15 protein-coding genes are annotated in these 26,324 nt (G+C 70.1%); 11 read left to right on the forward strand and 4 right to left on the reverse strand.

What is annotated here, in order from left to right; genetic code table 11:
• The first annotated feature begins 522 nt into the window (after positions 1 to 522).
• A complete protein-coding gene (locus ABZS42_RS17735; RefSeq protein ID WP_355146625.1) occupies positions 523 to 843 on the forward strand; it encodes a hypothetical protein in 321 nt (106 codons plus the stop codon).
• A 261-nt stretch (positions 844 to 1,104) separates the two neighbouring features.
• Here ABZS42_RS17735 and ABZS42_RS17740 read toward each other — a convergent pair whose 3' ends face one another.
• On the reverse strand, positions 1,105 to 1,803 hold the full coding sequence (locus ABZS42_RS17740) for an SDR family oxidoreductase (RefSeq protein ID WP_355146472.1): 699 nt from the start codon (positions 1,801 to 1,803) through the stop codon (positions 1,105 to 1,107).
• A 57-nt stretch (positions 1,804 to 1,860) separates the two neighbouring features.
• On the reverse strand, positions 1,861 to 2,346 hold the full coding sequence (locus ABZS42_RS17745) for a helix-turn-helix domain-containing protein (protein WP_355146474.1): 486 nt from the start codon (positions 2,344 to 2,346) through the stop codon (positions 1,861 to 1,863).
• Between the two features lie 212 nt (positions 2,347 to 2,558).
• Here ABZS42_RS17745 and htpG point away from each other — a divergent pair, with 212 nt between their 5' ends.
• Positions 2,559 to 4,472, forward strand: coding sequence for a molecular chaperone HtpG (htpG, locus tag ABZS42_RS17750; RefSeq protein WP_355146476.1), 1,914 nt, complete (start codon positions 2,559 to 2,561; stop codon positions 4,470 to 4,472).
• A gap of 61 nt (positions 4,473 to 4,533) precedes the next feature.
• Here htpG and ABZS42_RS17755 read toward each other — a convergent pair whose 3' ends face one another.
• The gene (locus tag ABZS42_RS17755; RefSeq protein WP_355146478.1) at positions 4,534 to 5,652 is read right to left on the reverse strand and encodes a DUF4185 domain-containing protein; all 1,119 of its coding nucleotides are present in this window, start codon (positions 5,650 to 5,652) and stop codon (positions 4,534 to 4,536) included.
• An 888-nt stretch (positions 5,653 to 6,540) separates the two neighbouring features.
• Here ABZS42_RS17755 and ABZS42_RS17760 point away from each other — a divergent pair.
• From ABZS42_RS17760 to ABZS42_RS17800, 9 genes are all read left to right on the forward strand, one after another.
• Positions 6,541 to 9,600, forward strand: coding sequence for a family 16 glycoside hydrolase (locus ABZS42_RS17760; protein ID WP_355146480.1), 3,060 nt, complete (start codon positions 6,541 to 6,543; stop codon positions 9,598 to 9,600).
• Positions 9,601 to 9,617: 17 nt separating this feature from the next.
• The gene (locus ABZS42_RS17765; RefSeq protein ID WP_355146482.1) at positions 9,618 to 10,577 is read left to right on the forward strand and encodes a sugar phosphate isomerase/epimerase; all 960 of its coding nucleotides are present in this window, start codon (positions 9,618 to 9,620) and stop codon (positions 10,575 to 10,577) included.
• Entirely contained in the window at positions 10,574 to 11,773 is a 1,200-nt protein-coding gene (locus ABZS42_RS17770; protein WP_355146484.1) for a multicopper oxidase domain-containing protein, read from the forward strand. The genes ABZS42_RS17765 and ABZS42_RS17770 overlap by 4 nt, the downstream gene beginning before the upstream one ends.
• A 98-nt stretch (positions 11,774 to 11,871) precedes the next feature.
• Entirely contained in the window at positions 11,872 to 15,840 is a 3,969-nt protein-coding gene (locus tag ABZS42_RS17775; protein WP_355146486.1) for a ThuA domain-containing protein, read from the forward strand.
• An 89-nt stretch (positions 15,841 to 15,929) separates the two neighbouring features.
• On the forward strand, positions 15,930 to 16,409 hold the full coding sequence (locus ABZS42_RS17780) for a hypothetical protein (protein WP_355146488.1): 480 nt from the start codon (positions 15,930 to 15,932) through the stop codon (positions 16,407 to 16,409).
• A gap of 611 nt (positions 16,410 to 17,020) precedes the next feature.
• Positions 17,021 to 17,242 (forward strand): hypothetical protein, encoded by a 222-nt coding sequence (locus ABZS42_RS17785; RefSeq protein WP_355146490.1) that lies wholly within the window; start codon positions 17,021 to 17,023, stop codon positions 17,240 to 17,242.
• Positions 17,239 to 17,466: a hypothetical protein gene (locus ABZS42_RS17790; RefSeq protein ID WP_355146492.1), complete on the forward strand. Its 228-nt coding sequence runs from the start codon at positions 17,239 to 17,241 to the stop codon at positions 17,464 to 17,466. Before ABZS42_RS17785 ends, ABZS42_RS17790 begins: the two co-directional genes overlap by 4 nt.
• Positions 17,467 to 17,776: 310 nt before the next feature.
• Positions 17,777 to 20,209 (forward strand): M14 family metallopeptidase, encoded by a 2,433-nt coding sequence (locus ABZS42_RS17795; RefSeq protein ID WP_355146494.1) that lies wholly within the window; start codon positions 17,777 to 17,779, stop codon positions 20,207 to 20,209.
• Positions 20,210 to 20,381: 172 nt separating this feature from the next.
• On the forward strand, positions 20,382 to 23,789 hold the full coding sequence (locus ABZS42_RS17800) for a S8 family serine peptidase (RefSeq protein WP_355146496.1): 3,408 nt from the start codon (positions 20,382 to 20,384) through the stop codon (positions 23,787 to 23,789).
• An 84-nt stretch (positions 23,790 to 23,873) separates the two neighbouring features.
• Here ABZS42_RS17800 and ABZS42_RS17805 read toward each other — a convergent pair whose 3' ends face one another.
• Positions 23,874 to 26,264 carry a glycosyl hydrolase gene (locus ABZS42_RS17805; protein WP_355146498.1) on the reverse strand — a complete coding sequence of 797 codons (2,391 nt, stop codon included), beginning with the start codon at positions 26,262 to 26,264 and terminating at the stop codon, positions 23,874 to 23,876.
• Positions 26,265 to 26,324 lie beyond the last annotated feature (60 nt).

Here is a 26,324-nt window from a genome sequence, read left to right on the forward strand (position 1 = left end):
CATGGGGGTGTCGCACGGGTGAAGTCGAGGGGGAGTGTGCCCGGCGGCGTGGCCTGCTCGGGCGGTCCGGGGTGTAACGGTGGGGGCCGGCGGGGCATTCCGCCTGGGGCCCGGCTTCCCGGGGATGCTGCCAGTACTTCGGCGGCTTGGGGGTGTAACGGTGGGGGCCGGTTCGGCATTCCGCCTGGCCCCCGGGGGTTGGTGGCCGTGGGGGTGGGGCGGCCTGGGTGTTCAACGATCCGGGGTGGGTGGTGATTCCCGGCCGGGGGCTCTGTGCGAGGCGCCGGCGAGCGGGGTCGCGCGGCATGCCATGTTCAACGACCCGGCTCCCGGCATGATTCCGCCGTGGGGGTGGCCCCGGACACGGGACGCCCACCCCGATATCGGACATTCAACGTGACCTGCCGCCCGCCGAATCGGACATCTCGGCTTGGTGAGGCCGGCTAGTGACGTGATCGACTCGGGTTCATTGAAGTCGCGGTAACCCGACGCCTGGGACACCCCGGCTTCAATGAACCCGAGTTGACCATCCCGCCGATCCCGCCGATCCCGCCGATCCCGCCGATCCCGCCGATCCCGCCGATCCCGCCGATCGCGCCGATCGCGCCGATCGCGCCGATCGCGCCGATCGCGCCGATCGCGCCGATCGCGTGGATTGCGCGGAGCCGGGCCGATCGCGCAGAGCCCGGCCGATCGCGCGGAGCCGGGCCGATCGCGCCGGTCCCGCCGATCGGGCCCTGCGGCTCACGGTTCTACGTCAACTCGTTGAGCGCGACCCAGCACGGCTTCATCAAGGGCTACTACAACTTCGACATGGTCGGCTCGCCTAAGGCCTTTTCATGAGACCGTGCCCGGCTGCGCCGGCCCCGGTCGACGACGGGCGTCGTTGTCGGGTCGTCCGGATACAACATCGGTATCCAGACGGCCTCCGCCTCGCCGGACCGCTGCCTGGGCCCTCGGCGCGCCCGGGCGAGGCTTATGAAAGAGGCATTAACGGCGGCTACTTCATCAACCGGATGCGGGCCGACCGATCGCCGGTTGACACGCTCCGGCGTTCTGGTGCGAGCGGACGCGGTCAGGCCGCGCCCGCTCGCACCATCCGCATCAGGGCAGGTTGGGGTAGAGCGCGGCCACCCCGCCGGCCAACCCCGCCTGGACGCGGCGGCTGAGGTCGTCGGCCAGGATCTCGTAGGATCCCGCCTCGATGCCGTCGACGGCGATCCGGGCGATGTCCGCCGGATCGGCCTTCGGTGCGTCGAACTGTTCGGCCATGTCGGTTTCCATGAACCCGACGTGCAGACTCGAGAGCCGGATGTTGCGTTCTGCGAGTGGGCCGCGTAGCGCGTTGCTGAGACCCCACTGGGCCGACTTCGCCCCGCTGTACGCCGGCAGTTCCTGCAGGGTGACCCAGGAGACCACGGAGAGCACGTTGAGGATGCCGCCGCCGCCGTTGCCGGCGATGACCGGCGTGAAGGCCCGCACCATGGACAGGGTGCCGAAGTAGTGGGTCTCCATGTCCTGCCGGATCAGGTCCAGCTCTCCGGTGAACAGGTCGCCGCCGACTGCGGTGCCGGCGTTGTTGACCAGTAGGTTCACGTCGCGCGCCAGTTCGGCGGCGGCGGCGACCGAGGCGGGATCGGTGATGTCTAGCCGGACCGGCGTGACGCCAGGCAGGTCGACGCTGTCCGGGTTGCGGGCGCCGGCGTAGACGGTGGCGCCCCGGGCGACGAGCTCGGCGGCGAGCTGCCGGCCGAGGCCTCGGTTGGCGCCCGTGACGAGGGCGGTGCTGCCGGCGATCTTCATGCGGTTGCTCCTGGTGTTAGTGGTGAGAGGTTCGGCGCGGCGCCGTCCACGTGAAGGTCATTCGGTGGCGGCGAGGATCAGGCCCGGCCCCGGGCGTACGTCGAGGCCGTCCGGCTCGACGTCGTGGCCGGCGGCGCAGCGCAGTACCGCGTGCACCTCGGCGCCGCAGTCGTGGTGCGCGAGCCACACCGACGGCCCGGCCGGGTCGGCTGCCCAGGTGTCGCCCCACTGCCGGAGTGCGGCCAGTACCGGGATCAACTGCGCGCCCTTTTCAGTGAGTACGTACTCGTCGCGGGTGCGTTTCCCGGGTTCCTGGTAGGGGCGCCGTTCGAGCAGCCCGTCGGCGACGAGCTGTTTGAGCCGGGCTGCGGCGACCGGCTCGCTGATACCCACCCGGGCGGCGAAGTCGTCGAACCGTCGGGTGCCGAGGGACGCCTCGCGCAGCAGCAGGAGTGTCGAGCGGTTGCCGACCACGTCGAGCGCCCGGGCGATCGAGCAGTTGGTCATCAGCCAGGCGTCCCGGTTGGCGAGGAGATCCGTCATGCGAGGGACGCTACCCGGGCTGACTTAGGTAAAGCAAAGTCAGCTGGGTCACGCCGGTGTACCCGCGGAAGCGGGAATACGTCCGCCCGCGCTGTCCGGGCCGTGCGGTAGGCGTACGGGTCGTGTCGGCGGGGCGGGACACCGGCACGGCCGGCCGGGCGATGGTCCGTATCCTGTGCCCGAAAGCCGATGTGAAGCAGAAGGGAGACGGCGTGGCCACCCAGGTCGAGACGTTGGAGTTCCAAGCCGAGGCGCGTCAGCTGCTACAGCTGATGGTTCACTCGATCTACTCGAACAAGGACGTCTTCCTCCGCGAGCTCATCTCGAACGCCTCGGACGCGCTGGACAAGCTGCGGCTGGCGTCCCTGGTCGACAAGGACCTCGACGTCGACACCTCCGACCTGCGCATCGAGTTGGAGGTCGACCGGGACGCGCGCACCCTGACCGTCCGGGACAACGGCATCGGGATGACCCGCGACGAGGTGGTCTCGGTGATCGGCACCATCGCCAAGTCGGGCACCGCCGAGCTGCTGCGTACGTTGCGCGAGTCCGCCGACTCCGCCGCCTCCCAGGAGCTGATCGGGCAGTTCGGCGTCGGGTTCTACGCCGCGTTCATGGTCGCCGACCGGGTGGAGCTGCTCACCCGGAAGGCCGGCGAGCAGGGCGGCACCCGTTGGTCGTCCAGCGGTGAGGGCACCTACTCGGTCGAGTCGGTCGACACGGCCCCGCAGGGCACCTCGGTCACCCTGCACCTCAAGCCCGCCGACACCGAGGACAGCCTGCACGACTACACGGCCGAGTGGACGATCCGGGAAATCGTCAAGCGCTACTCCGACTTCATCGCCTGGCCCATCCGGATGACGGTCGAGCGGCCGGGCGAGGACGGCGCTACCACGCGCGAGGAGCAGACCCTCAACTCGATGAAGGCGCTCTGGGCGCGTCCCCGCGACGAGGTCGACCAGGCCGAGTACCACGAGTTCTACAAGCACGTCGCGCACGACTGGGCCGATCCGCTGGAGATCGTGCACATGCGGGGCGAGGGCACCTTCGAGTACGAGGCGCTGCTTTTCATCCCGGCCCACGCGCCCCTGGATCTCTTCGCTCCGCAGGGCCGTCGCGGCGTCCAGCTGTACGTCAAGCGGGTGTTCATCATGGACGACTGCGAGGCGTTGATGCCGAACTACCTGCGCTTCGTCAAGGGCGTGGTGGACGCGCACGACCTGTCGCTGAACATCTCCCGGGAGATCCTGCAGCAGGACCGGCAGATCCAGGTCGTCCGGCGCCGCCTGGTCAAGAAGATCCTCGCCACGGTGAAGGACCTGAAGGCCAACCACGCCGAGCGGTACCGCACCTTCTGGGGCGAGTTCGGTGCGGTCGTCAAGGAAGGCCTGATCGACGACACGGAGAACCGGGACACGCTGCTGGAACTGGTCAGCGCCGCCTCCACCCACGACCCGGCCGAGCTGACCGACCTGCGCGGTTACGTCGAGCGGATGAAGGACGGCCAGAGCGAGATCTGGTACGCCACCGGCGAGTCCCGCGCCATGCTGGAGAACTCCCCGCACATGGAGGCGTTCCGGGCCAAGGGCCTCGAGGTGCTGCTGCTCACCGACCCGGTCGACGAGGTGTGGGTCGAGCGGGTCGGCGAGTACGACGGCAAGCCGCTGCGCTCGATCGCCAAGGGCGAGGTCGACCTGGACACCGACGAGGAGCGCCAGCAGGCCGAGGCGGAGCGGGAGCAGCAGCGCAAGGACCACGCCGAGCTGCTGACCTGGATGGGGAGCGCGCTGGCCGACAACGTGAAGGAGGTCCGGCTCTCCTCCCGGCTGACCACCTCGCCGGCCTGCGTGGTCGGTGACGCGCACGACCTGACCCCGACGCTGGAGAAGATGTACCGGGCGATGGGGCACGAGGTGCCGTCGGTCAAGCGGATCCTCGAGCTGAACCCGGGGCACCCGCTGGTCGCGGGGCTGCGCAAGGCGCACGAGCAGGGCGGCGACCAGGCCGAGCTGCGGGAGACCGCCGAGCTGCTGTACGGGATGGCGCTGCTCGCCGAGGGCGGTGAGCTGGCCGACCCGTCCCGGTTCACCCGGCTCCTCGCCGACCGGCTCTCCCGGACGATCTGATCCGTCGCCGGCCGGTCGACGGCGCGCCGGAGTGGGCGCGCCGTCGACCGGCGGCGGTGAGCTAGACCGAGCCGGCGAACTGGCTCATGTGGTAGGCGGTGCTGCGGCCGTCGAGCGTCCGGGTCCACTTCGACACCATCAGGTGCAGGTCATTGGGCTGGCGGCTCGACCAGGGGTGGATGAAGCCGCCGTAGAGGCCGGGCTCCTGCCAGGAGGTGACCTGCACCTTCTCGGCGGTCCAGACCTGGTCCGGCCCGGCGGCGGTGCGGGTGACGATGCAGCCATTGGCGCCGTTGAGGTACGACATCACCCAGGTGCCGTCGGCGAGCCGGCGTACCGAGGGTTCGCCGAAGCGGCCGGTCAGGATGGGTGTGCACGGGCGGCCCCAGCCCCAGTTGCTGCCGTTCCAGCCCCACCCCTCGTACGACTCGGGATAGAAGAGCCGATCCCAGCGGACGCGGCGCAGCATCATCGGGCCGTTCTGCCGCCCGGAGCGGACCGAGAACACGTAGACCCAGTCGCCGTCGCGTTGCATCGTCCACATCTGGAACGGGTCGGTGTTGGTGGCGTCGTTCCACCACTTGAGCGGGGTGCGGATGAAGTCGTTGCCGTTGTCGCTGTACGCCAGACCGGCGTAGCGCGACCGCCAGTGCGGGCCGGCGGGGCCGGCGGAGTTCCAGTTCTCGATGCTCATGTACGAGATGAGCTGCCGGCCGGTCTCCGGGAAGCTGATGCCGTCGTTGGGGATGACGGTGACCTCCCAGAGCCCGTCGATACCGATGCCGTTGTGGCCGTTGTGCATCAGCTCGGCGGCGCGACCGTTGCCGGCGACCCGCGCGGCGCTGTCGAAGACCACCCCGCCGGAGGCGCCCGGGTGGACGTTGGAGCGCAGCATCACCGGTGACCGCCAGTCGTTGGGCAGCGGCGGGCCCTCCGGCCACGGGGTGTTGAAGGTGTCGCCGAACAGGTAGCCGATGGAGCCGTTCTCCAGCACGTACGGGATGCCGAGGTCGGTACCGGCCACCTGCCATCGGCTGTTGGTGTCGAGGTCGGCGCCGGTGAGGCGCTTCCGCCAGGTGGCGGCCTGAGCCTCGCCGCCGAGGGCGAGGGTCGGGGCGACGGCGGAGGCCACTCCTACCGCTCCTGTCCTGAGGAGGAAGGATCGACGACTCAGCGCCATGTTTGCCCTCCTGGTATCGCCGGTTCCAGCCACGGTGACCGCCGTCGCCGGACGGTGTGCGTACCCCGAAGTCAAGTCCCGCCGCTCGACGCATGTCAATACCCGGCCTCGTGCTGGTGCCGCGGGCGACGCCGGTGGACCCCGTGCGTGTTCGTCGGGGCCGTGTCCGATCGCACTGAGGTTGGGCCCCGTTCTGGCTGCTCAACGCGACCGGGGTGGCGCCTCTCCGCGCTGTCCTCATCGGACTTGACAGGCAGCTGTGGTGTTTCTGACGTGCGTTGCGCCGATGACTTTCGTTTGTTTGTAGGAAAGTACAGCCGGGGGTAACGAAAGCTCTGGACACGTTCGGGCCAAGTTAGTAGTGTCGGGACCCATCGATATGTTTCAGCGGGACGATCCGGCGGCGCGGTGAGTCTCGAACGGTGGCCCCAGACGGCGCAGCACGTCCGGCGGTCACCGGCCCGGCCAGGGACGACACCCCGGGTCGGCGCACGCCCTGCGACCCGGCGCCGAGGGGTGCCATGGGCGTGACCGATTCGCTCCCGATGCCACCTCGTGAGCTCCGAGGCGGCCCGACCACCCGTTCAGCTTCGCGCTGAACCCTGCCCGGCGACGTGGGCGATCCGACCCGCCCAGCCTCGGCCGGGCGGGTCCCAAACCTCACACAGGACGGCCGTGGCATCGCCACGGCCGGGGATTCCGTGCGGCCAAGGAGGGGCCGACGGTACCGCCGATCGGCGACATATCTGGACATGAGGCGACCTGACATCGACGGGGGATGCCTGGCCCCGGCGTGCGCGCCTCGGACCTGGGAGAGAGGCATTGATGAACGGCTACTCACCCCCTGGCCGGTTGCCGGCCGGACGGCTCCGGAGATCGATCACGGCCGTGGTCACGGCCGCCCTGGTGTGGCTGACCGCCGGACTGGTGGCGGCGCCGGCGAACGCGAAGCCGGTGGACACGGAACGGTCCAGCGCCCCGGCGGCGGCACAGCCCCGCCAGATGCAGGCCCAGGTGCTCACCTGGACCGCCGGCGACGACTTCCTGGCCTACCGCTCCGCCCCCACCACCGCGGTGGCCGGGCCGGCGACGCTCGTCTTCGAGAACAGCGCCGCGACCGGCAACACCACCGGGATGCAGCACACCCTGACCTTCGACACCGGCAATCCGGCGTACAACAGCGACGTCGACGTGAACATCCTGGCCGACCCGAACGACGCAAACGGCGGCCGGTGGACCGTTGACGTGGTGCTCTCGCCGGGCACGTACCGGTACTTCTGCGCGATTCCCGGCCACGGCAACATGACCGGGCTGCTGGTCGTCACGGGCGACGGTTCGGACACCACGGCGCCGACGGTGACCGCCGAGGTGACCGGTGAGCAGGACGCCAACGGCGCGTACGTGGGCAGCGCCACCGTCAACCTCTCGGCGACGGACAGCGGCTCGGGCGTCGACAAGATCGAGTACTCGCTGGACGGCGGTCCCTACGGCATCTACTCGGCGCCGGTGACGGTGAGCCAGCCGGGTGCACACACGGTCAGCTACCGGGCCACCGACAACGCGGGCAACACTTCGGAGGTCGAGACCGCGTCGTTCACCGTGGCCGAACCCCAGTCGGACGACACCACCGCCCCCACCGCGACCGCCGCGGTGACCGGCCAGCAGGACGACGAGGGCGCGTACGTCGGTAACGCCACGGTGACCGTGTCGGCGACCGACACCGAGTCGGGCGTGGACCGGATCGAGTACTCCCTCGACGGCGGCGAGTACGCCGAGTACACCGCGCCGGTGAGCGTCAACTCCGCCGGTCAGCACACGGTGACCTACCGGGCGACCGACAAGGCCGGCAACACGTCGGCCCCGCAGTCCGTGTCGTTCACCGTCGTTCCGCCCTCGACCGAGGACACCACCGCGCCCACCACGGCCGCCATGCTGCACGGTGAGCAGAACGGCGACGGCGCGTACGTCGGCAGCGTGATGGTGATGCTGTCGGCGACCGACGCCGAATCGGGCGTGGACACGATCGAGTACTCGCTCGACGGGCAGCCGTACGCCGTCTACTCCGAGCCGGTGACGGTGGACCAGCCGGGTGCGCACACGGTCGGCTACCGGGCCACCGACAAGGCGGGCAACACCTCGGAGGTGAAGACCGAGTCGTTCACGGTGGCCGAGGCCGAGCCGGACGACACCACGGCACCGGCCACCTCGGCGGCGGTCAGCGGTCAGCAGGACGGCGACGGCGCGTACGTGGGCAGCGCCACGGTGACCGTGACGGCGACGGACACCGAGTCCGGAGTCGACAGGATCGAGTACTCGCTCGACGGCGGCGAGTACGCCGTCTACTCCGCGCCGGTGAGCGTCAACACGGTGGGCCAGCACACGGTGGCCTACCGGGCGACCGACAAGGCCGGCAACACCTCCGCGGTGCGGTCGGTGTCGTTCACCGTGGTCGCGCCCCCGCCGGCGGACACCACCGCGCCGACCACGTCCGCCGTGTTGCACGGTCAGAAGAACGCCGAGGGCGCGTTCGTCAGCAGCGCCACCGTGGTGGTGACGGCGACCGACGCCGGTTCGGGCGTCGACAAGATCGAGTACTCGCTCGACGGGCAGCCGTACGCGGTCTACTCGGCACCGGTGACGGTGAACCAGCCGGGTGCGCACACGGTCGGCTACCGGGCGACCGACAAGGCGGGCAACACCTCGGCGGTGAAGACCGTCTCCTTCACGGTCGTCGCGCCCCCGTCGGACGACACCACCGCGCCCATCGTGACCGCGTCGGTGACCGGCCAGGTCGACGGCGAGGGTGCGTACCTGGGCAGCGCCAGCGTGACGCTGTTCGCCTTCGACAGCGGCTCCGGCGTCGACCGGATCGAGTACGCCCTCGACGGCGCCGAGTACGCCCGCTACACCCGAGCGATCACCATCGACCAGCCGGGCGACTACACGCTCAGCTTCCGGGCAACCGACAAGGTCGGCAACACCTCCGGCACCGGGTCGCTCACCTTCACGGTGATCGGGAACGGGTCCGGGGCGAACTGCCTGGTGCCCGACACCCGGGCGACGGTCTGGTTCGGCACGCTCGACAGTGGCGTACCGAACCGGCCGGTCTACGGCGAGTGCACCATCAACAACCTCTTCGAGGGGCAGCAGAGCTGGCTCAACCACGCGGAGTTCGTCGCGCACGTCAAGGTGGTCGCCGAGCACCTGGGTGACCTGGAGGTGCTCACCAAGAAACAGCGCCAGCAGCTCATCGCGGCCGCCCGCGACTCGGGCGTCGGCAAGCCGGAGTCCAAGAGCGGATACCAGTCGCTGCTCGACTCCAGCAAGGCGTCGTTCAACCAGTGGGAGCACGTCGGCGGGGGCGGCTTCGTCCGTAACGCCGATGGATCGATCACCAGCAGGGCCGTACCGGGCATGGGCATGCTCTGGTTCCCGAAGCAGGAGTTCCAGGACTTCTCGCTGAAGCTGCAGTGGCGTGACGATGCGCCCGGCGACGGCCACGCCAACAGCGGGGTCTTCGCCCGCTTCCCGCAGGTCCACGATCACCCGGACGAGTCCCGGCCGGAGTGGGTGGCCATCAAGTACGGCCACGAGCTGCAGATCTACGACCAGCCCGACGGCGATGAGTACAAGTCCGGTTCGGTGTACGGCTTCGACGAGGTCGGGTTGTCCGGTGCGCGGGTCACCCCCAAGGGCACCTGGAACGACTACGAGATCCGGGTGGTCGGCCAGCACTGGTCGATCTTCCGCAACGGCGAGCTGATCAACGAGTACCTCAACACGCCGGACGCCGTCTTCAGCCCGCCCCGATCCGACGACCCGGGCGGGGCCGGACGGCAGAGCGCCAGCGGATACATCGGCCTGCAGAACCACAGCGAGGGTGACGTCATCAGCTTCCGGAACGTCCGGATCGCCCCGCTGACCCCGGCCTCCGCCGCCGGCAACTGAGCGAAGGGAACACCACCATGGCAAAGCAGAAGATCGACCGGAGGGCCCTCCTGCGCGGTCTCGCCGGTTCGACGATCGCGGTCGGCGCGGCCAGCCTGACCGGAGCGCTTCCCGCCTCGGCGGGCGGCGGGGGCCGGCTGATCCCGCAGGGCCACATGGGCATCCAGCTCTACAGCGTCCGGGACAAGATCAACGAGTTCGGGTTCGCGTACGTCTTCGACGAGCTGTCCCGGATCGGCTACCGGCAGGTCGAGTTCGCGGGCTACACCCAGGGCAACGTCGGCACGATCACTCCGCAGCAGATCCGCCGGCTGCTCGACGACAACGGGCTCAAGGCGGTCGGCAGCCACCGCGGCCTGGGCGACTTCCGCAACAACCTCGAACAGGAACTCGACATCGCCGAGATTCTCGGCATGCCGACCGTCGGCACCGCCGAGGCGCCCACCGGCGACCGCACCATCGCCGGCTACCAGAAGGCGGCGGAGGAGTTCAACACGTGGGGTGCCGCGGCGACCGCCCGTGGCCTCAAGCTCTACCAGCACAACCACACCATCGAGTTCAGCTTCGCCGTCGACCGCCCGGACGTCCGGCTGTACGACCTGTTCCTGGAGCTCACCGACCCGCGGTACGTGTACCTGGAGATGGACCTCCTGTGGGCGTTCGGTGGCGCCCGCAAGTACCCCGGTTTCCGACCGGTCGACTACGTCAACGCCCACCCGCGCCGGTACCCGTTGTTCCACGTCAAGGACGGCGTCCCGCTGCCCGACCCGCAGCAGGGCAACTCCTACCTGGACGTGGAGTTCGGCGCCGGCGTGATCCCGTTCACCGAGTTCTTCACCGAGCTGAAGGACCGGGGCCAGTTCGAGTACCTGTGGGAGCAGGACACCGGGCCCAGCGCCCAACCGAACCCGCCCGGCTCGCTCGGCGCCGCCGAGCGCAGCTACCGGCGGATGCGGAACCTGCGGAGGGCCAAGTGAGCGCCTCGGCCTGGCGGTTCACCGACGACGGTCCGGTGCCGGAATCCGACCCGGGGCAGCCGGTCCGCTCCGGCTCCACCGCGCGCCGGATGCTGGTGGTCGCCGCGATCGTGGTGCTGAGTCTCGTCGGCGCGGGTGGATTCGCCGTCGCGGGCGGAACCGCGGCCCTGCTCCCCGAGCGGCCGGAGGGCTGCGACCGCCCGGACCGCAGCATCCAGCTGTACGCGGTGGAACTGCCGCGCGACGGCAACCAGATCCGGCTCGGCTACGGCCTCACGCCGGAGACGGCCTCCTACCCCGGCCCCACCATGGAGATGATCGAGGGGGAGTGCCTCGCGGTCACCCTGCACAACCAGGTGCCCGCCGAGACCCTGGAGCAGCTGCGCACCGACCCGACCCATCCGCTGGGTGTCTCGCTGCACGTGCACGGGGTGAAGTACACGCAGCTGTCCGACGGTACGGCGCAGAGTTTCTCGTACGTCCCGCCCGGCCAGTCGCGCACCTACACCTGGTACGCCAAGAAGCGCGACCGCACCGCCGGGACCGCCGGCACGGCCGGCTACTGGTGGTACCACGACCACGTGGTGGGTGGCCCGCACGGCACCAAGGGCATCGGCTCCGGGCTCTTCGGTGGCCTGGTCGTGCGGCGACCGGGTGATCTGCGGCCGGACCGCACCTACATGACCGTCTTCGGTGACCAGCAGAGCATCAACCTGCGCCGCGGCGCGGCCGCCGACACCTGTGACCAGGAGAACCCGCAGCCGGGCCCGACCTGCATCGTCGCCAAGAAGGGGGAGCGGGTCGAGTTCATCGTCGTCGGCATCGGCAACGACATGCACACCTTCCACATCCACGGGCATTCGTGGGCGGACACCCGGACCGGGGTGGCGACCGGCACCAACGCCGAGGTCGATCAGATACCGACGGTCGACAACAAGACGCTCGGACCGGGCGACTCGTTCGGTGTCCAGATCGTCGCCGGCGACTCGGTCGGTCCGGGCCACTGGATGATCCACTGCCACATGCAGTTCCACTCGGACGCCGGCATGTACACGACCATGCACGTCCTGGACGAGAACGGCAACATGCCGCCCGGTGGCGACCACGACCACAGCGCGACCAGCAGCGGCGCGGCCTCGACCAGCAGCGGCGCGGCTCCGGCGGGCAGCGGCGCCACGGTGCACCAGCACAAGTAACCGTCGACGGCGTGGGGTGGCCGCTGCCAGTGGGGTGGCCACCCCCACGCCCCCGAACCCGTCAACGCAGGTCCGCTTCAACCTGAGAAGGAGTCGAGATGGCTCACAGACCCCTCTGGCGACGCGCCGGCGTACATCGCCGGCTCCTCGCCCTGGCCAGCGGCGCGGTGCTCGCGCTCGGCACGCTGGCCGTACCTGCCCACGCCGCGGCGCCCACCGCCGCTCCCGCCGCCGCCGCGTCGGTGCGAGTGCTGGTCTTCCACGGTCCGGCCGCCAAGCAGGACGACCCGGTCGGCGGGGCCACCACCGCGATCAAGAAGCTGGGTCGGCAGAACGGCTTCACGGTGGACGTCTCCACCGACCCCAGCGTGTTCAACTTCGACAACCTCGCCCGCTACCGCGGCGTGGTCTTCCTCTCCGCCAACGGTGTGACGCTCGACGACGCCCAGGAGGCGGCCTTCCAGGCGTACGTCAAGGGCGGCGGCGGTTTCGTCGGCGTACACGACGCGGCGCGCGTCCAGCCGGACTCCTCCTGGTTCACCGGCCTGATCGGCACCCGTCCGGCGGCCGGTCTGCCCAACGCCGAGAAGCCGGTCTCGGCCGCGGCCAGCGGCGAGAACCCGCCGAGCGAGACCGCGGCGATGGCCATCGACGGATCGACCAGCACCAAGTGGCTCGCCCGGACGCCGACCGGGTGGCTCTCCGCGAAGCTCGCGGAGCCGGTGGTGGTGAGCCGGTACGCGCTGACCTCGGCCAACGACTTCCCGGGCCGGGACCCGAAGAACTGGACCCTGCAGGGCTCGCAGGACGGCAGCACCTGGACCGACCTGGACACCCGTGCCGACGAGACCTTCCCGCAGCGGTTCCAGACCAAGCAGTACAGCTTCACCAACACCACCGCCTACCAGCACTACCGGCTCAACATCACCGCGAACAGCGGCGAGCCGCTGCTCCAGCTCGCCGAGCTGTGGCTCATCGGCCCGGACGCCGGGCCGACCCCGGACACCCAGGTGCAGGAGGCGGTGGTCGACTTCACCGACCGCCAGCACCCGGCCAACAAGGGGATGCCGCTGACCGTCAAGCGGTCCGACCAGTGGATCAACTGGGACCCGAGCCCGGTCGGCCGGGTACACACCGTCGCCCAGGTCGAGGAGGGCACCTACAACCCGGGCCTCAGCGGCAACGGCGCGTTCCACCCGATCTCGTGGTGCCAGGACTACGACGGAGGCCGGTCGTTCTACACCGGCATGGGCCGCACGGCGGACAGCTGGAGCACCGACACGCGGTTCCAGAACCACCTGGTCGGGGCCATCAAGTGGACCGCCGGCATGGTGCGCGGCGACTGCCAGGCGACCATCGCCTCGAACTACCGCATCGACCGACTCACCGCCACCAACCAGCCCGGGCAGCTCGACCAGATCGGTGAGCCGCACGGCCTGACCATCGCCCCGGACGGCAAGGTCTTCTACATCGGCAAGGCGGCCTGCGCCACCGGGCCGATCGCCAGCTGGGACGACCCCAACGTGGGCCTCGGCTGCGGCACGATCCACCAGTGGGACCCGAAGACCAAGCAGGTCAAGCTGCTCACCACCCTCGCCGTGATGGGTAACCGGGGCAGCGGCAGCGAGCTGGTCAAGAACGAGGAGGGTCTCGTCGGCATCACGCTGGACCCGAAGTTCGCGCAGAACGGCTGGGTCTACGTCTACTGGATGCCGCACGAGTCGATCGACCGCGACCGGCGCATCGGCAAGCGAACCGTCTCGCGGTTCACCTACGACGCCGCGAACCAGACGATCGACCAGGCCACCCGCAAGGACCTGTTGAGCTGGGACACGCAGATCCACAGCTGCTGCCACGCCGGTGGCGGCATGACCTTCGACGAGTCGGGCAACCTCTACATCGGCGCCGGTGACAGCAACTCCTCCGGTGGCTCGGACGGCTACTCCGGCAACAACTGGACCCAGGACTACAAGGGTGTCTCGTTCCAGGACGCCCGCCGTACGGCCGGTAACACCAACGACCTCAACGGCAAGATCATGCGGATCCACCCGGAGCCGGACGGCACCTACACCATCCCGGAGGGCAACCTGTTCACCGGCCAGGAGGAAGGTGGTGGCAAGACCCGTCCGGAGATCTACGTGATGGGCGTGCGCAACATCGCCCGGATCGCCTGGGACCCGGTCAACGACTGGCTGACGGCCGCATGGGTCGGCCCGGACGCCGGCGGGCCGAACCCGGAGCTGGGCCCCGCCAAGTACGAGACGGCGACGATCATCAAGTCCGCGGGCAACCAGGGCTGGCCGTACTGCATGGGTAACCGGCAGCCGTACCGGGACCGCAGCAACACCGACGCGACCGAGCTCACCGGCTGGTACGACTGCGACCACCCGAAGAACGAGTCGCCGCGCAACACGGGTCTGGTCAACCTCCCGCCGGTGCGGGACAACATGATCTGGTACTCGCCGCAGGGTGGCGGCCCGGTCTTCCCGAAGCGTACCGACGGCAGCGGCCTGCCGACGTACGAGCCCGGCGACGAGACGTTCACCGAGCCGTACCTCAAGGGCGGCGGCCAGGCCATCATGGACGGGCCGACCTACCACCGGGAGAACGTCGACACCACCAGCGGCGTGGCGTGGCCGGAGTACTGGGACGACAAGTGGTTCATCGGTGACCAGTCGAACGCCAGCAACCGCATCGCGGTGACCGTCGACAAGAGCAAGGTCGACAGCCACGGCCCGCCGGCGTTCGCCGAGGACCTGCGCGCCATCATCCGGTCCGGCAGCGGTGGCAACCAGCTCCAGTCCTGGATGGACGCCAAGTTCGGCCCGGATGGTGCCCTGTACATGCTCGACTACGCGGGTGGGTTCTTCAGCCTGCACTCGAACCAGAAGCTGATCCGGATCGCCTACACCGGCGGACCGGCCACGCCGAACCCGAGTGACGCGGGTGCCCGGGCTGTCTCGCAGAGCGACCCGAAGAACGTCCAGTTCTCCAGCGCCAAGGTCGGCGGGGTGGCCTGGGAGTGGAACTTCGGCGACGGCAGCCCGGCGTCGCGGGAGGCGAACCCGACCCACCGGTACGCGGACTACGGCACCTTCAACGTCACGCTCAAGGTGACCTACGCCAACGGGGAGGTGGCGGTCTCGGTCCTTCCGGTCAACGTCGGCTGCGACGCTCCCGACGCCCGGTCGACCGTACGGATGCTCGACACCGACACCGGCGTGCCCAACTACGCGGTCGGCGGCGGGTGCACCGTCAACGACCTGATCGACGACGAGCGCAACTGGGCCAACCACGCCCAGTTCGTCGGTCACGTCGAGGACGTGGTGGCGCAGCTGCGTGCCGACGGTGAACTCGACAAGCAGGACGCCAACCGGTTGAACCGGGCGGCCCGGAACTCGGAGGTCGGCAACACCGCCGGCTACCAGGCCATCTTCGATGGGAGCGCGCAGTCCCTCGTCGACTGGCGGCAGGCACCTGGCGGATCGTTCTCGCTGCGTGCCGACGGTTCGATTCGCAGCTCCGGTGGCCTGGGCATGCTCTGGTACGCGGGGAAGGAGTTCGCTGACTTCTCCGTGCGCGTGAAGTTCCGGGACGTCTCACCGGCCGGCTCGTATGCCAACACCGGCCTGTTTACCCGGTTCCCGGACCCGCGCCTGCCGCTCGACGAGCGGCCGGAGTGCGGCAAGGTCGGCTCGGCCGCAGGCTCACAGGCATGGGTGGCGATCTACTGCGGCCATGAGATCCAGATCTACGACGGACCGACCGGTGAGCCGCAGAAGACCGGTTCGATCTACAACTTCGACCCGACCACGCTGGACCAGGCGAGGGTGACCCCGAAGGGCCAGTGGAACGACTACGAGGTTCGGGTGGTCGGCCAGCACTACACGATCATCCGGAACGGAGTGGTGATCAACGAGTTCGACAACACCCCGGGCAAGAGTTCCTCGCGCGCGGGTGATCCGCCCACGGACCTGCGGCAGTTCTTCAGCGGGTTCATCGGGTTGCAGAACCACAGCAACAACGACCTGACCGAGTTCCGTGACGTGAGGGTCCGCGAGCTGTAATCCCGGAGCGTGCCGGGTACGGAGGACCCACCCTCCGTACCCGGCACTGCCGTGTTCACGCCGGTCAGGCCTTGCGGGCCGTACGCCGGTTGCCGAACGACTCCATGGTGGTGGCCTTCTTCGCCGGCGCCCGGGTGGCGGACGTGGTCCGGGCGCGTGCCGGCGCCTTCTTCGCGGCCTTCTTCGCCGCCGCTCTCGTGGCCGGCGCACTCTTCGGCGGCGCGTTCTTCGCGGCGGCCGCCTTCGCCGTCGGCCTGCGCGTGGGCGTCGCGGTGGTGGCGGAGGTGTCCTTCTTCCGCGCGGCGCGGGCCGTGGTCGTCGTGGGCTTCCCGCCGGGTGACTTCGCCAGGCTCGCGCCGGTCGCCCGCTTCGTGGCGGTGGCGGCCTTCTTCGCCGCCGCCTTCCGGTTCATCGGCGCCTTCTTCACCCCGGTGGCCTTCCGGGCCCCGGTCGGGCGGCTGCCCGGCGGGACGGCACTCCTGCCTGCGGTCATCCTGGCTCCTCCTCAGGTCTGCCCCGGATTCCCCGGTTCTACCGGACGCCGGCCGCGACGGGTCCCATCGGCGTGATCGGCCGGGTCGGCCGGGTCTTCCCGCGACCCGAGCGGGCAAACGCGAGGGCGCCGTTCCGATCGTTCCCGGCTATCAAGTCCGACTCGGGCCGGAACCGCCTATACCGAGGACGAGCGCGATATCCGCGCCGACCGTCAGCGTGGTCGCTCGTCCGGCACCGGGGAGGCCACCATCGCCGCCCGGCAGCCGGGCTGACGCAGATCGGTCAGCCCATCCGGGCGGGGGTTGGTGACCGTCACGTGGGCGGGTGGGTAGACCTGGGCCGCGACGCCGCCGCCACCCCGGGACGGAGGACGTTCAGGGTTACGATGCGGGCGTGGCGGATGTCGATGCGCCGATCGCCGTCGACGCGGTCTGGCAGCAGCAGGGGGTCTGGTCGCGGGCGGCCGGACATGCGCAGCGCCGGATCGTGCGGGGGCGGCGGGCGGTCGCCGGGTTGACCATCGTGGCGGCCGTCGGCGGCACCGCCGCGGCGCAGCTGGGTGGGGTTCAGGCCGCTGTGGGTCGGGCGCTCGCGGTGCTCGCTGGTGTGGCGCTGGCGTTGGTGCCACCTCCCGGCCGGGTCGACCGGCCGGGAGGCGGTGCAGGCGTGGACGAGGCTGCGGTCGGTGTCCGAGGCGCTCAAGGCCGGCGTCTACCGGTACCTGGCCCGGGAGGCGCCGTTCTCGGGTGAGGAGCGTGACGTCGTGCTGCTGCGCCGGCTCGACGCCCTGCTCGACGACGCCGGCGACCTGGTCGGGCTGAGGGTGGATCTGCCGCTGGTCGGTCGACCGTTGCCCACGGTGACGGGCTCGGGCTGGCCTCGTGGGTGGGTGTGGTCGCCACGGTGACCACGGCGCTGGTGGGCCACGGTGCGGCCCAGCAGTTCGAGGCCCACCAACTGGAGTACGCCCGCACGGCGGACCAGTTGTACCGGCTCGGGCGGGCGCGGCGCGACGGGGTCGGCTGGACCGACGACGACGCGTTCGTGGCCGAGGCGGAGCGGATCATCTCACTGTCCAATGAGGCGTGGATGGCGCGGACGATCGAGGAGGACGGCGCCGCGCACCGTTGAGATCCGCTGTCCGGTGGCCTGATGTCGATGGTCCCGGCGAGGGATTGACAGATCATGTTGTGACGCTGAGGATGATCCCAGGTCACTGACCGCCACCAAATGATCACCAGCCCGTGACGCTGCCGCACTTCGGCGATGCGCGGCGTCCACTCGGCGGTCGGATCCCCCACCAATGTTCCGTTCAATGCCGTGCGCCTGGTCACCGCAACGGCCGCGCGCGATCCATCGTGGAGCCGCACACCCCGGGCGTGCCCCTCGGCCACCACTTTCGGCCAGCCGGCCGACCGAACAGCCAGAAGGGCAGAGAACAATGTCGTATCCCCTGTCCCCGCGGTGGAGACGCCGCCTTCCCGTACCGACGGTCCTGGCCGCGGCGACGGCGGTCCTGCTGCTGGTGAGCCCAGCATCGGCGACCACGCCGCAGGCCGTCGCGACCGCCGAGGCCGACCCGATCGCCGGTCAGCAGGCGAGCGTCGTCGAGGTGCTGCTCGACGGCACCGCGGAACTGGACGCGCTCGTCGCCACCGGCGTAGACCTCGACCACGGAGTCGAACGTACGGAGAACGGCGTCGTCGCGCGCGCGGTGATCACGCCGAGCGAGGCCGACCGGCTGACCGCGGCCGGCTTCACCCTCGGGGATGTGCTGTACCGGCCTGAGGACGCGCGCGCCCGCGTGGCTGAGCGTGAGGCGACCATCGCCGAGCACAGGTCGGAGAACCGTGAGTTCGCCGCCGCCACGGCCGGCCGGACCGCATCCGACGTCTCCGACATCAAAATCATCCGTGCGGACTACTACACCTCCGGGACCAGCCAGGTCCTCTCGGTCGAGGCGAAGTGGGCGCAGGGGCAGACCGCGACGAACACGCTCACCGTCGAACGGGACAGCGGGCCGGGCACCGCCATCGGTTCCGGCGGCACCCAGAGCATCTCCCGTTTCGTCGACGCGGGGGTCTACCTCTACCACCGGGGCGCCGCGACGGTGACCAGCCGGCCGGAGTACGTCCGGATCACCAGTCCGACCGGTGACGTCGCCGTCGCGAAGGTGAGCGAGTGGCTGCCCACGCCGGGGACCGACCCGGAGGGACCGGGCTACGAGAAGGACTTCGTCACCAGCTACCTGACGCCGACCGAGCTGTACTCGCGGATCCACCAGCTCGCCGCCGAGTTCCCCGACCTGGCCGAGGTCGTCGAGCTGCCGTACAAGACCAACGGGTACCGGCGGCACGCCCAGGCAGTGCTCGGCACGGCCAACGCCAGCCGGGTCGCCGTGGACTCGCTCGCCTGGGGGCACCAGGGCGGCAACGACATCTCCGTCGAGCTGGCCGACCCCGACGCCGGCAACGCCGCGCTCGGCGTGACGGTCACCGGCAAGCACGTCCGGGTGAGCCTCGGTACCAACGGTTCGGGCGCGGTGACCAGCACCGCGGCGCAGGTCGTCGCCGCGCTCAACAGCGCTGCCGGCACGTTGCTGCGGGCGTACACCTATCGAGGTAGCGCCGGCGACGATGTGGTCGCACCGGCCGCGCGTACCCAGCTCACCGACGACCTGAGCGCCCCGGCCTCCGTCTCCCGCGATCCGCACCCGGTGTACGCGATCCGGATCGGCAAGCACCGCGACGGCTCGAAGACGGGTGTGCTCGCGTACGCCCAGGAGCACGCCCGGGAGTGGGTGCCGCCGCTGGTCAGCGTCGAGACCGCCGAGCGGCTGCTGCGCAACTACGCGCACGACGGCAAGACCAAGCAGCTGCTCAACAACCTGGACATCTGGATCGCCCCGTCGATCAACCCGGACGGCGGGCACTACTCGTTCTACGACTTCAACTCCCAGCGCAAGAACATGACCAACCACTGCCCGTTGACCGGGGCGGCCGACTTCCTCGGCCGTGACTCGTGGGGCGTGGACAACAACCGCAACTACACCGAGTACAGCCTCTTCGACGGCTACTCGGGTGCCTCGTCGAGCTGCACCAGCGGCACGTACGCCGGCCCGAGCGAGCTCTCCGAGCCGGAGAACCGCAACCTCGACTGGCTGGCCTCCCAGCCGAACATCAAGTTCTCGATGAACCTGCACTCGTCCGGCAACTACTTCATGTGGTCGCCGGGCGCGTACGCCCTGCCGGACCGGACCTCGGCGCCGCGGCCGTCGCTCGCCGACGAGTCGTTCTTCTGGGGCGCTTCCTCGCGGATCCTCACCGCGATCAAGCAGCACCGGAACATGGCGGTCACGCCGGCCCGTACCGGTCCGATCTCCGACGTGCTCTACTCGGCGGCGGGCAACTCCGGCGACATGCTCTGGTACAAGTACGGCATCTACGCCTGGAACTTCGAGGTCGGCACCTCCTTCCAGCCCTCGTGGGAGGAGGCGCACGCCGAGACGATGGAGTTCTCCAACGGCCTGGTCGAACTCATGCGGGTCGCGCGGGACTTCGAATCGGACAAGAAGCGGCCGACGAGCACGTTGACCGTCGCGCCGAGTTCGAGTCCGGGCATGGTGAACGTGACGTTCGACGTCTCCGAGCCGGCGGCGGTCTTCTACACCCTCGACGGCGCCGTGCCGACGTACGAGTCCACACTCTACGGCTCGGCGGGCATCCGGGAGGGCGGTGAGACGTTGACCGTCCCGGCCGGCACCCAGGTCAACTGGTTCTCCGTCGACGCCGCGGGCAATGTGGAGCAGAACTACCGCCCGGATGGGAAGGGCAACAACTTCCGCAAGGGTCGGGCGGTCCTGCCCACCAGCTGATCGTACGGTCGATGGACGGCCGCGGCACCACCTCCGGCGCCGCGGCCGTCGCGTGCGTGTCGCAGATGACGTTTGGGTTTCAGCCGTTCCCCAAGATCACTTCTGGGATTAGCGTGGAGATCAAATCCAGTCCCCGTTCGGGGGCCGGTGTCAGGTCCCAGTAAGGAACAAGATGCTCAGAAGAACACGATGGCTGGTGGCCGTCGCTGTCACGGCGACGGCACTGAGCGCAGTGCCAGGCGGAACGGCGTCAGCCGAGCCGAGCAACGCCGTCCCGGCGGGCACGGGGGACGCGAAGGCCGGCAGCGCGGTACACACGATCACGTTGCTGACCGGCGATGTGGTGACGGTACGAAGCAGCGGCTCCGGCTGCCCGCAGGCGGCGGTGGAGCCGGCGAAGCAGAATGCGGTGTTCCATCAGTCGTGCGGCCCGGACGGGCACCTGCACGTCATCCCCGCGAGCGTCGCGTCCAAGGTCGGCTCAATCCTCGATCCGGACCTGTTCGACGTGACCACGCTGATCGACGAGGGGTTCGACGACGAGAGCACCCCGACGCTGCCGGTGATCGTGCAACCGGCCGTGAAGTCGGCGCGGGTGGCCGCGCTGGCCGACGTGCAGCAGTTGCCGCTCATCGAAGCGGTCGCCGGTCACGTACCGAAGAAGAGCCAGGCGACGGCGAAGCTGGCGACGAACTCGTTGCTGGCGGGGGCGAAGAAGGTGTGGCTGGACCGGAAGGTCCGGGCCACCGGGCTCGCCACCACCACGGCCACCAGCGCCGCGCCGATCACCGCCGCACCGACCGCCGGCAAGCCCGGTGGCAGTGACCTCGACTGGAACCTGGACCAGATCTCCGCGCCCGACGCGTGGAAGTCCGGTTACACGGGCAAGGGCGTGCGGGTCGCGGTGCTCGACACGGGCGCCGACTTCACTCACCCGGACCTGGCCGGGCGCGTGGTGGACAAGGCCGACTTCACGGTCGAGGGCGGCGACGCCGTCGACCACAACGGGCACGGTACGCACACCGCGTCCACGATCGCCGGCACCGGTGCCGCCGCACACGGGCAGCGGCGTGGTGTGGCTCCGGACGCGAAGCTGGTCATCGGGAAGGTCCTCGACGACAGCGGTTTCGGCGACGACTCGCAGATCATCAAGGCGGTCGAGTGGGCGGCGGAGCGGGCCGACGTCATCAACATGAGCCTCGGCGGTGAGGACCCGGACGACGGCAACGACCCGTTGGCGCTGGCCGTCGACGCCGCCAGCCGCAAGACCGGTGCCCTGTTCGTGGTCGCCGCCGGCAACAACGGTGGCCCGATCTCCGCTCCCGGTTCGGCCGCGACGGCCCTGACCGTCGGCGCGATCGACCGCGACGGCAAGCTGGCGAACTTCTCCAGCCGGGGACCGCTGGTGGACACGTCCGTGGCGAAGCCGGAGCTCGTGGCCCCGGGCGTCGACATCGTGGCGGCCCGGGCGGCCGGTACGAACCTGCAGGATCCGATCGACCAGTACTACGAGGGCTTGACGGGCACGTCGATGGCCGCCCCGCACGCGGCCGGCGCCGCGGCGCTGCTGGTCCAACGGCACCCGGACTGGACGGCCGACCGGCTCAAGGCGGCGCTCGTCGGCGCCGCCGACCCGATGACCGGTGTCGACCCGTACGCCGTGGGTGCCGGCCGGCTGAACGCCGAACGGCCGCTCTCCGGCCCGACCAGCAACCAGCCGACGGCCGACCTCGGCACCTTCGGCTACCCGCAGTCCGGCACCGCCACGGCGACGCTGACCTGGACCGGCGACAGCACGCCGGCCACCGTCAACCTCGATCTCGACGTGACCGCCGTGAACCACGACGGAACCGCCGCTCCGCGCGGTGCGGTCACCCTCACCACGAACAAGGTGAAGGTCAAGCGCGGCTCCACCGCCAGCACCACGCTGCGGATCAACCGTGCCGCGCTGGCCGCGAGTCCGGGCTACTACCTCGCCACCGTCACGGCCCGGGCCTCCGGGCACAAGCCGGTGGCCACCACGCCGGTCAGCTTCTACGTCGAGCCGCGGAGCTTCGACCTGACGGTCAACACCAAGCCGATGGCCGACACCGCGGAGGGCGCGGAGAACTACGTCGGTGTCCTGGTGACCAACCTCGACGACCCGCTCATCTCGGCCGGCGGCGCGTTCCTGCAGCAGGGTAAGTCGGTGACGGTGCGGGTCGCGGAGGGCCGCTACGCGGTCACCGGCGGATACAGCTCGTACGACCCGGCCACAGAGGCGCAGCAGGGTGCGTACGTCGGCGACACCGACGTGGCCGTCAACGGCGACCGGAGCATCACCCTCGACCCGGCGACGACCCGGCCGGTGACGGCGGTCGTCGACGGGGCGCCCACCACGCCGATCCTCACCTCGTTCATCTACCAGCAGACCACGAAGAACGGCCTGTCCTGGTGGAACAGCGTCACCGGCCTCGGTGGCGGGGCGAAGGTGTCGGTTTCGCCGCTGCGGGAGCCCAGCATCGGGTCGTTGCGGGCGTACTCCGCCTTCTTCCTCCAGTCACCGCAGGGCACGGCGGACCCGTACGCCTACGACCTGGCGCACGAGTACACCGACGGCGTTCCGGCCGACCCGACCTACCGGGTGAGCAAGGCCGAGCGGGCCGAGTTGGCCCGCGTCGACGAGCGGTTCAACCAGATGGATTCGCCGGGGATGTACACCTCGCTGCGGCGTGCCATCTTCGCGCCCGACGGGGTGTACCTGACCCAGCTGCGCAACTTCGACCTGCCGACGAACCGCACCGCCTATCTGTCGCCGGGCTACCGCTACGTGGACGAGGCTGTCTACGGGGGCCTGGCCGCACAGGAACAGGTGCGCAGCTACCAGGCCGGTAGCCGGCAGTCCAAGGTCTGGGCGCGGCAGCCGCTGCACTCCGACTGGGTCGACGGGATCGTGGACGAGGGTGACGTGCTTCCGTGCGCCACCGCGCCGTCGCGGACGCGGGGCAACCTGCATCTCGATCTGGTCATGCTCACCGACCAGCACGGTCGCTCGGACTGCCTCCAGGGAGGCGGTATCGGGCTGAACCGGAAGATGTCGCTCTACCGCGACGGCAAGCTCGTCGAGGAGCGCGACGCCTCGCGGGCCGACTTCACGGTGCCGCAGCAGTCGGCGGACTACCGGGTGACCTTCGACCTCGACACGAGCCTGATCCTGCCCATCTCGACGAAGGTCAACACCTCCTGGACGTTCCGCTCGGCTGGTCCGACCGGCACGGAGAGCGTGCCGTTGCCGCTGCTCGCGGTCGACTACGCGCTGCCGATGGACGCCGGGAACCACATCATCGGCGGCACCGGTGAGTTCACGATCCGGCAGACCAAGGGTGTGCCGGCGCAGAAGGTGACCTCCTTCCAGGTGTGGACGTCGACCGACGACGGCAAGACGTGGCAGGTCGCCCGGGCGACCCGGCACGACGACGCCTACACCGTCGAGCTGCCGTCGCCGGCGGCGGGTCAGGCCGTTTCGCTGCGGGTGAAGGCCGACGCCAGCGGCGGTAGTGGCATCGACCAGACGATCATCCGGGCCTACAAGGCCGACTGACCGTCTCGTGCAGACAGTGCGGCCCCGGCACATCGTGCCGGGGCCGCGCTGTCGTTCCGGTCGGTCGACCTCCCGGGCGTACGGTCAGGCCTTACGGCAGGAGGCGAGCACGCCGACCACACCGACCCCGGTCGGCTTCAGCGGCAGCCGGGTCGACGCCGCGGGACACGTCGGGACGGTGAGGTCGTAGACGCCCCGGCCGAACGTGGCAGCGGTCAACTGGCGGCTGCTCTCGTGGTAGCGCAGGTACATCACGGCGGCCTGTGGCAGGTTCGTGCCCAGCGCCGCCCACTCGCCGCCGTTCCACGCGGACATGAACACCCCGACGTCGGTACCGACCAGCAGGAGCCCGTCGGTGGTCGGGGCGATGAAGTTCACCGGTGCGTCCGGCAGGCCCCGGCCGATGTCCTGCCAGGTCCGGCCGCCGTCGCGCGTGATCATCACGTGGGCGCGGTCGCTGCCGGAGCGGAAGCCGGAGAACGTGGCGTACGCGATGTTCTCGTCGGTGGGGTGCACCGCCACCCGGGTTACCCAGGTGCCGGGCAGCTGTCCCGGGTCAACCCGGTGCCAGCTGCCGCCGAGGTCGTCGGTCCACCACAGTCGGCCGTCGTCGGTGCCGACGTACAGCTTGTTGCCGTCGGTGGGCGCGGCAGCGATGGTGGTGACGGTGCCCCACGGGTAGCCGGACGGGTCGTTGGGGCCGCCGCCGGTGAGGTCGGGGCTGATCGGCGTCCAGGTGCGGCCGTTGTCGGTGGACCGGTTGACGATGTTGCCGGCGTAGTACATGACGTTCGGGTCGCTCGGGTCGAACTGCAGCGGCGTGAGCCAGTTGCGCCGGTCCGAGGTCGTCTGCCCGGTCCCGATGTTCTGGCGCGGCGCGGCCCCGGAGTTCTCCGAGCGGTAGCAGGAGCCGTACTGGCTGCACCCGAAGACGATGTTCGGCTGCTCCGGGTGGATGATCACCTGGAGGCCGTCTCCGCAGCCGATGGCGCTCCACGGGCCGCCGACGCCGGTGTACCCGCGGTTGCAGCCGTTGTCCTGCGCGCCACCGACCTTCAGCACCGGATCGGTCTCGGCGACGTCGACGGTGTAGAACTGCGTGTACGGCTCGTAGGTGGACTTCACCCAGCCGTTCGCGCCGTTGGCCTGTGACCGGTAGAAACCGCCGTCGTTGCCGAGGTAGACCCGGCCGGGCACCTTCGGATCCCAGCGCATCGTGTGCTGGTCGGCGTGCACCCCGCCCACCGAGGAGAAGCTCTGCGCGCCGTTGGTGGAGCGCATCAGGTTCACGCCGGTCAGGAAGACGTGGTCGGCGTCGGTGGGGTCGACGAAGAGCTTGCCGAACCACCAGCTGAACGTGGACTGGGACGCCTGGCCGGCGGTCACCGGCGTCTGCGTCCAGCTGTCGCCACCGTCGTCGGAACGGAAGAAGGCGCGGAACGGGCCGAGTGCGGTGCCGACGTACGCGTAGAGCCGTTGCGGGTCGTTCGGCGCGAGCGCGAAGCCCCAGCGTCCCTGGTCGGCGTCGGTGGGCAGGCCGTTCGTCATCCGCTGCCAGTTCCGACCACCGTCGTCGGATCGCCAGAGGCTGGAGCCGGGGCCACCGTACGTGCGCTGGTGCGGTTCGCGCAGGTGGTCCCACATGGCCGCGTACACCCGGCGGGGGTTGCTCGGGTCGATGACGACCTCGGTCGCGCCGGTGGTCGGGTTCGGCGGCGCGAGTGCCCGACGCCAGGTCTGCCCGCCGTCCTCGGACAGGTAGACGCCCCGCTCACCGCCGGGCACGAAGAGGTTACCGGCCGCGGCGGCGAAGATGCGGTTCTCGTTGCTGGGGTCGATGGCGAAGCGGGCGATGGCGTGGCTGTCCTTCAGGCCGACGTGCCGCCAGGTCCTGCCACGGTCGGTGGAGCGGTAGATGCCGTCGCCGCCGAAGGTGATCGAGCCGCCGCCGGGTTGGGCCTCGCCGGTGCCGGCGAGCAGGACGCCTTGGCTCGTCATCGCGACCGCGCCCATGCTCTGCGTCCAGCCGTCCGGCCAGGCCGTCTCGAACGTGGCGCCGGCGTCGCTGGAGCGCCAGACGCCGCCGGAGGCGGCGGCGATGAAGACCTGGTCGGGCACCTGCGGGTCGACGGCGATGTCGACCACCCGGCCGCCGATGTTGCTCGGCCCGAAGAAGTCCCACCTCCGGTCGGCCAGGTGGCGGTACGCCTTGCGGGTGTGCTCGGCGATCCGGTCGGCCTCGCCGCGGGCGTTGGCGTACTTGGCGGTGGAGAGCTCGGTGCTGCCGTCGCTCATCCGCTGGGCGGTCATCCACTCGTCGGGGAGTTCCATCGGTCCGGTGGGGGTGCTGGTGGCCAGTGACACCTCTTCGACAGGCCGAGGCGTCGAGGACGCGGTCAGTGCGACCGTGGCCAGCAGCGCTACGGCTGCCGTCATCGTGAGGCCGCGGACTCTTCGGACGAGCGTGAGCTTCATACGGTGTCTCCCTGTCCACGCGTCGTGACGACCGGGAAAGCGGTCTCCAACGAGCCACGG

Source organism: Micromonospora sp. NPDC005367 (assembly GCF_040606825.1).
Classification (GTDB): Bacteria; Actinomycetota; Actinomycetes; order Mycobacteriales; family Micromonosporaceae; genus Micromonospora.

Excerpts from the sequence above, each read along its gene's own strand:
- ABZS42_RS17745 (WP_355146474.1), bottom strand. The coding sequence starts at position 2,346 with ATGACGGATCTCCTCGCCAACCGGGACGCCTGGCTGATGACCAACTGC.
- ABZS42_RS17795 (WP_355146494.1), top strand. The coding sequence starts at position 17,777 with ATGTCGTATCCCCTGTCCCCGCGGTGGAGACGCCGCCTTCCCGTACCG.
- ABZS42_RS17775 (WP_355146486.1), top strand. The coding sequence starts at position 11,872 with ATGGCTCACAGACCCCTCTGGCGACGCGCCGGCGTACATCGCCGGCTC.
- ABZS42_RS17755 (WP_355146478.1), bottom strand. The coding sequence starts at position 5,652 with ATGGCGCTGAGTCGTCGATCCTTCCTCCTCAGGACAGGAGCGGTAGGA.
- ABZS42_RS17765 (WP_355146482.1), top strand. The coding sequence starts at position 9,618 with ATGGCAAAGCAGAAGATCGACCGGAGGGCCCTCCTGCGCGGTCTCGCC.
- ABZS42_RS17800 (WP_355146496.1), top strand. The coding sequence starts at position 20,382 with ATGCTCAGAAGAACACGATGGCTGGTGGCCGTCGCTGTCACGGCGACG.
- ABZS42_RS17805 (WP_355146498.1), bottom strand. The coding sequence starts at position 26,264 with ATGAAGCTCACGCTCGTCCGAAGAGTCCGCGGCCTCACGATGACGGCA.
- ABZS42_RS17740 (WP_355146472.1), bottom strand. The coding sequence starts at position 1,803 with ATGAAGATCGCCGGCAGCACCGCCCTCGTCACGGGCGCCAACCGAGGC.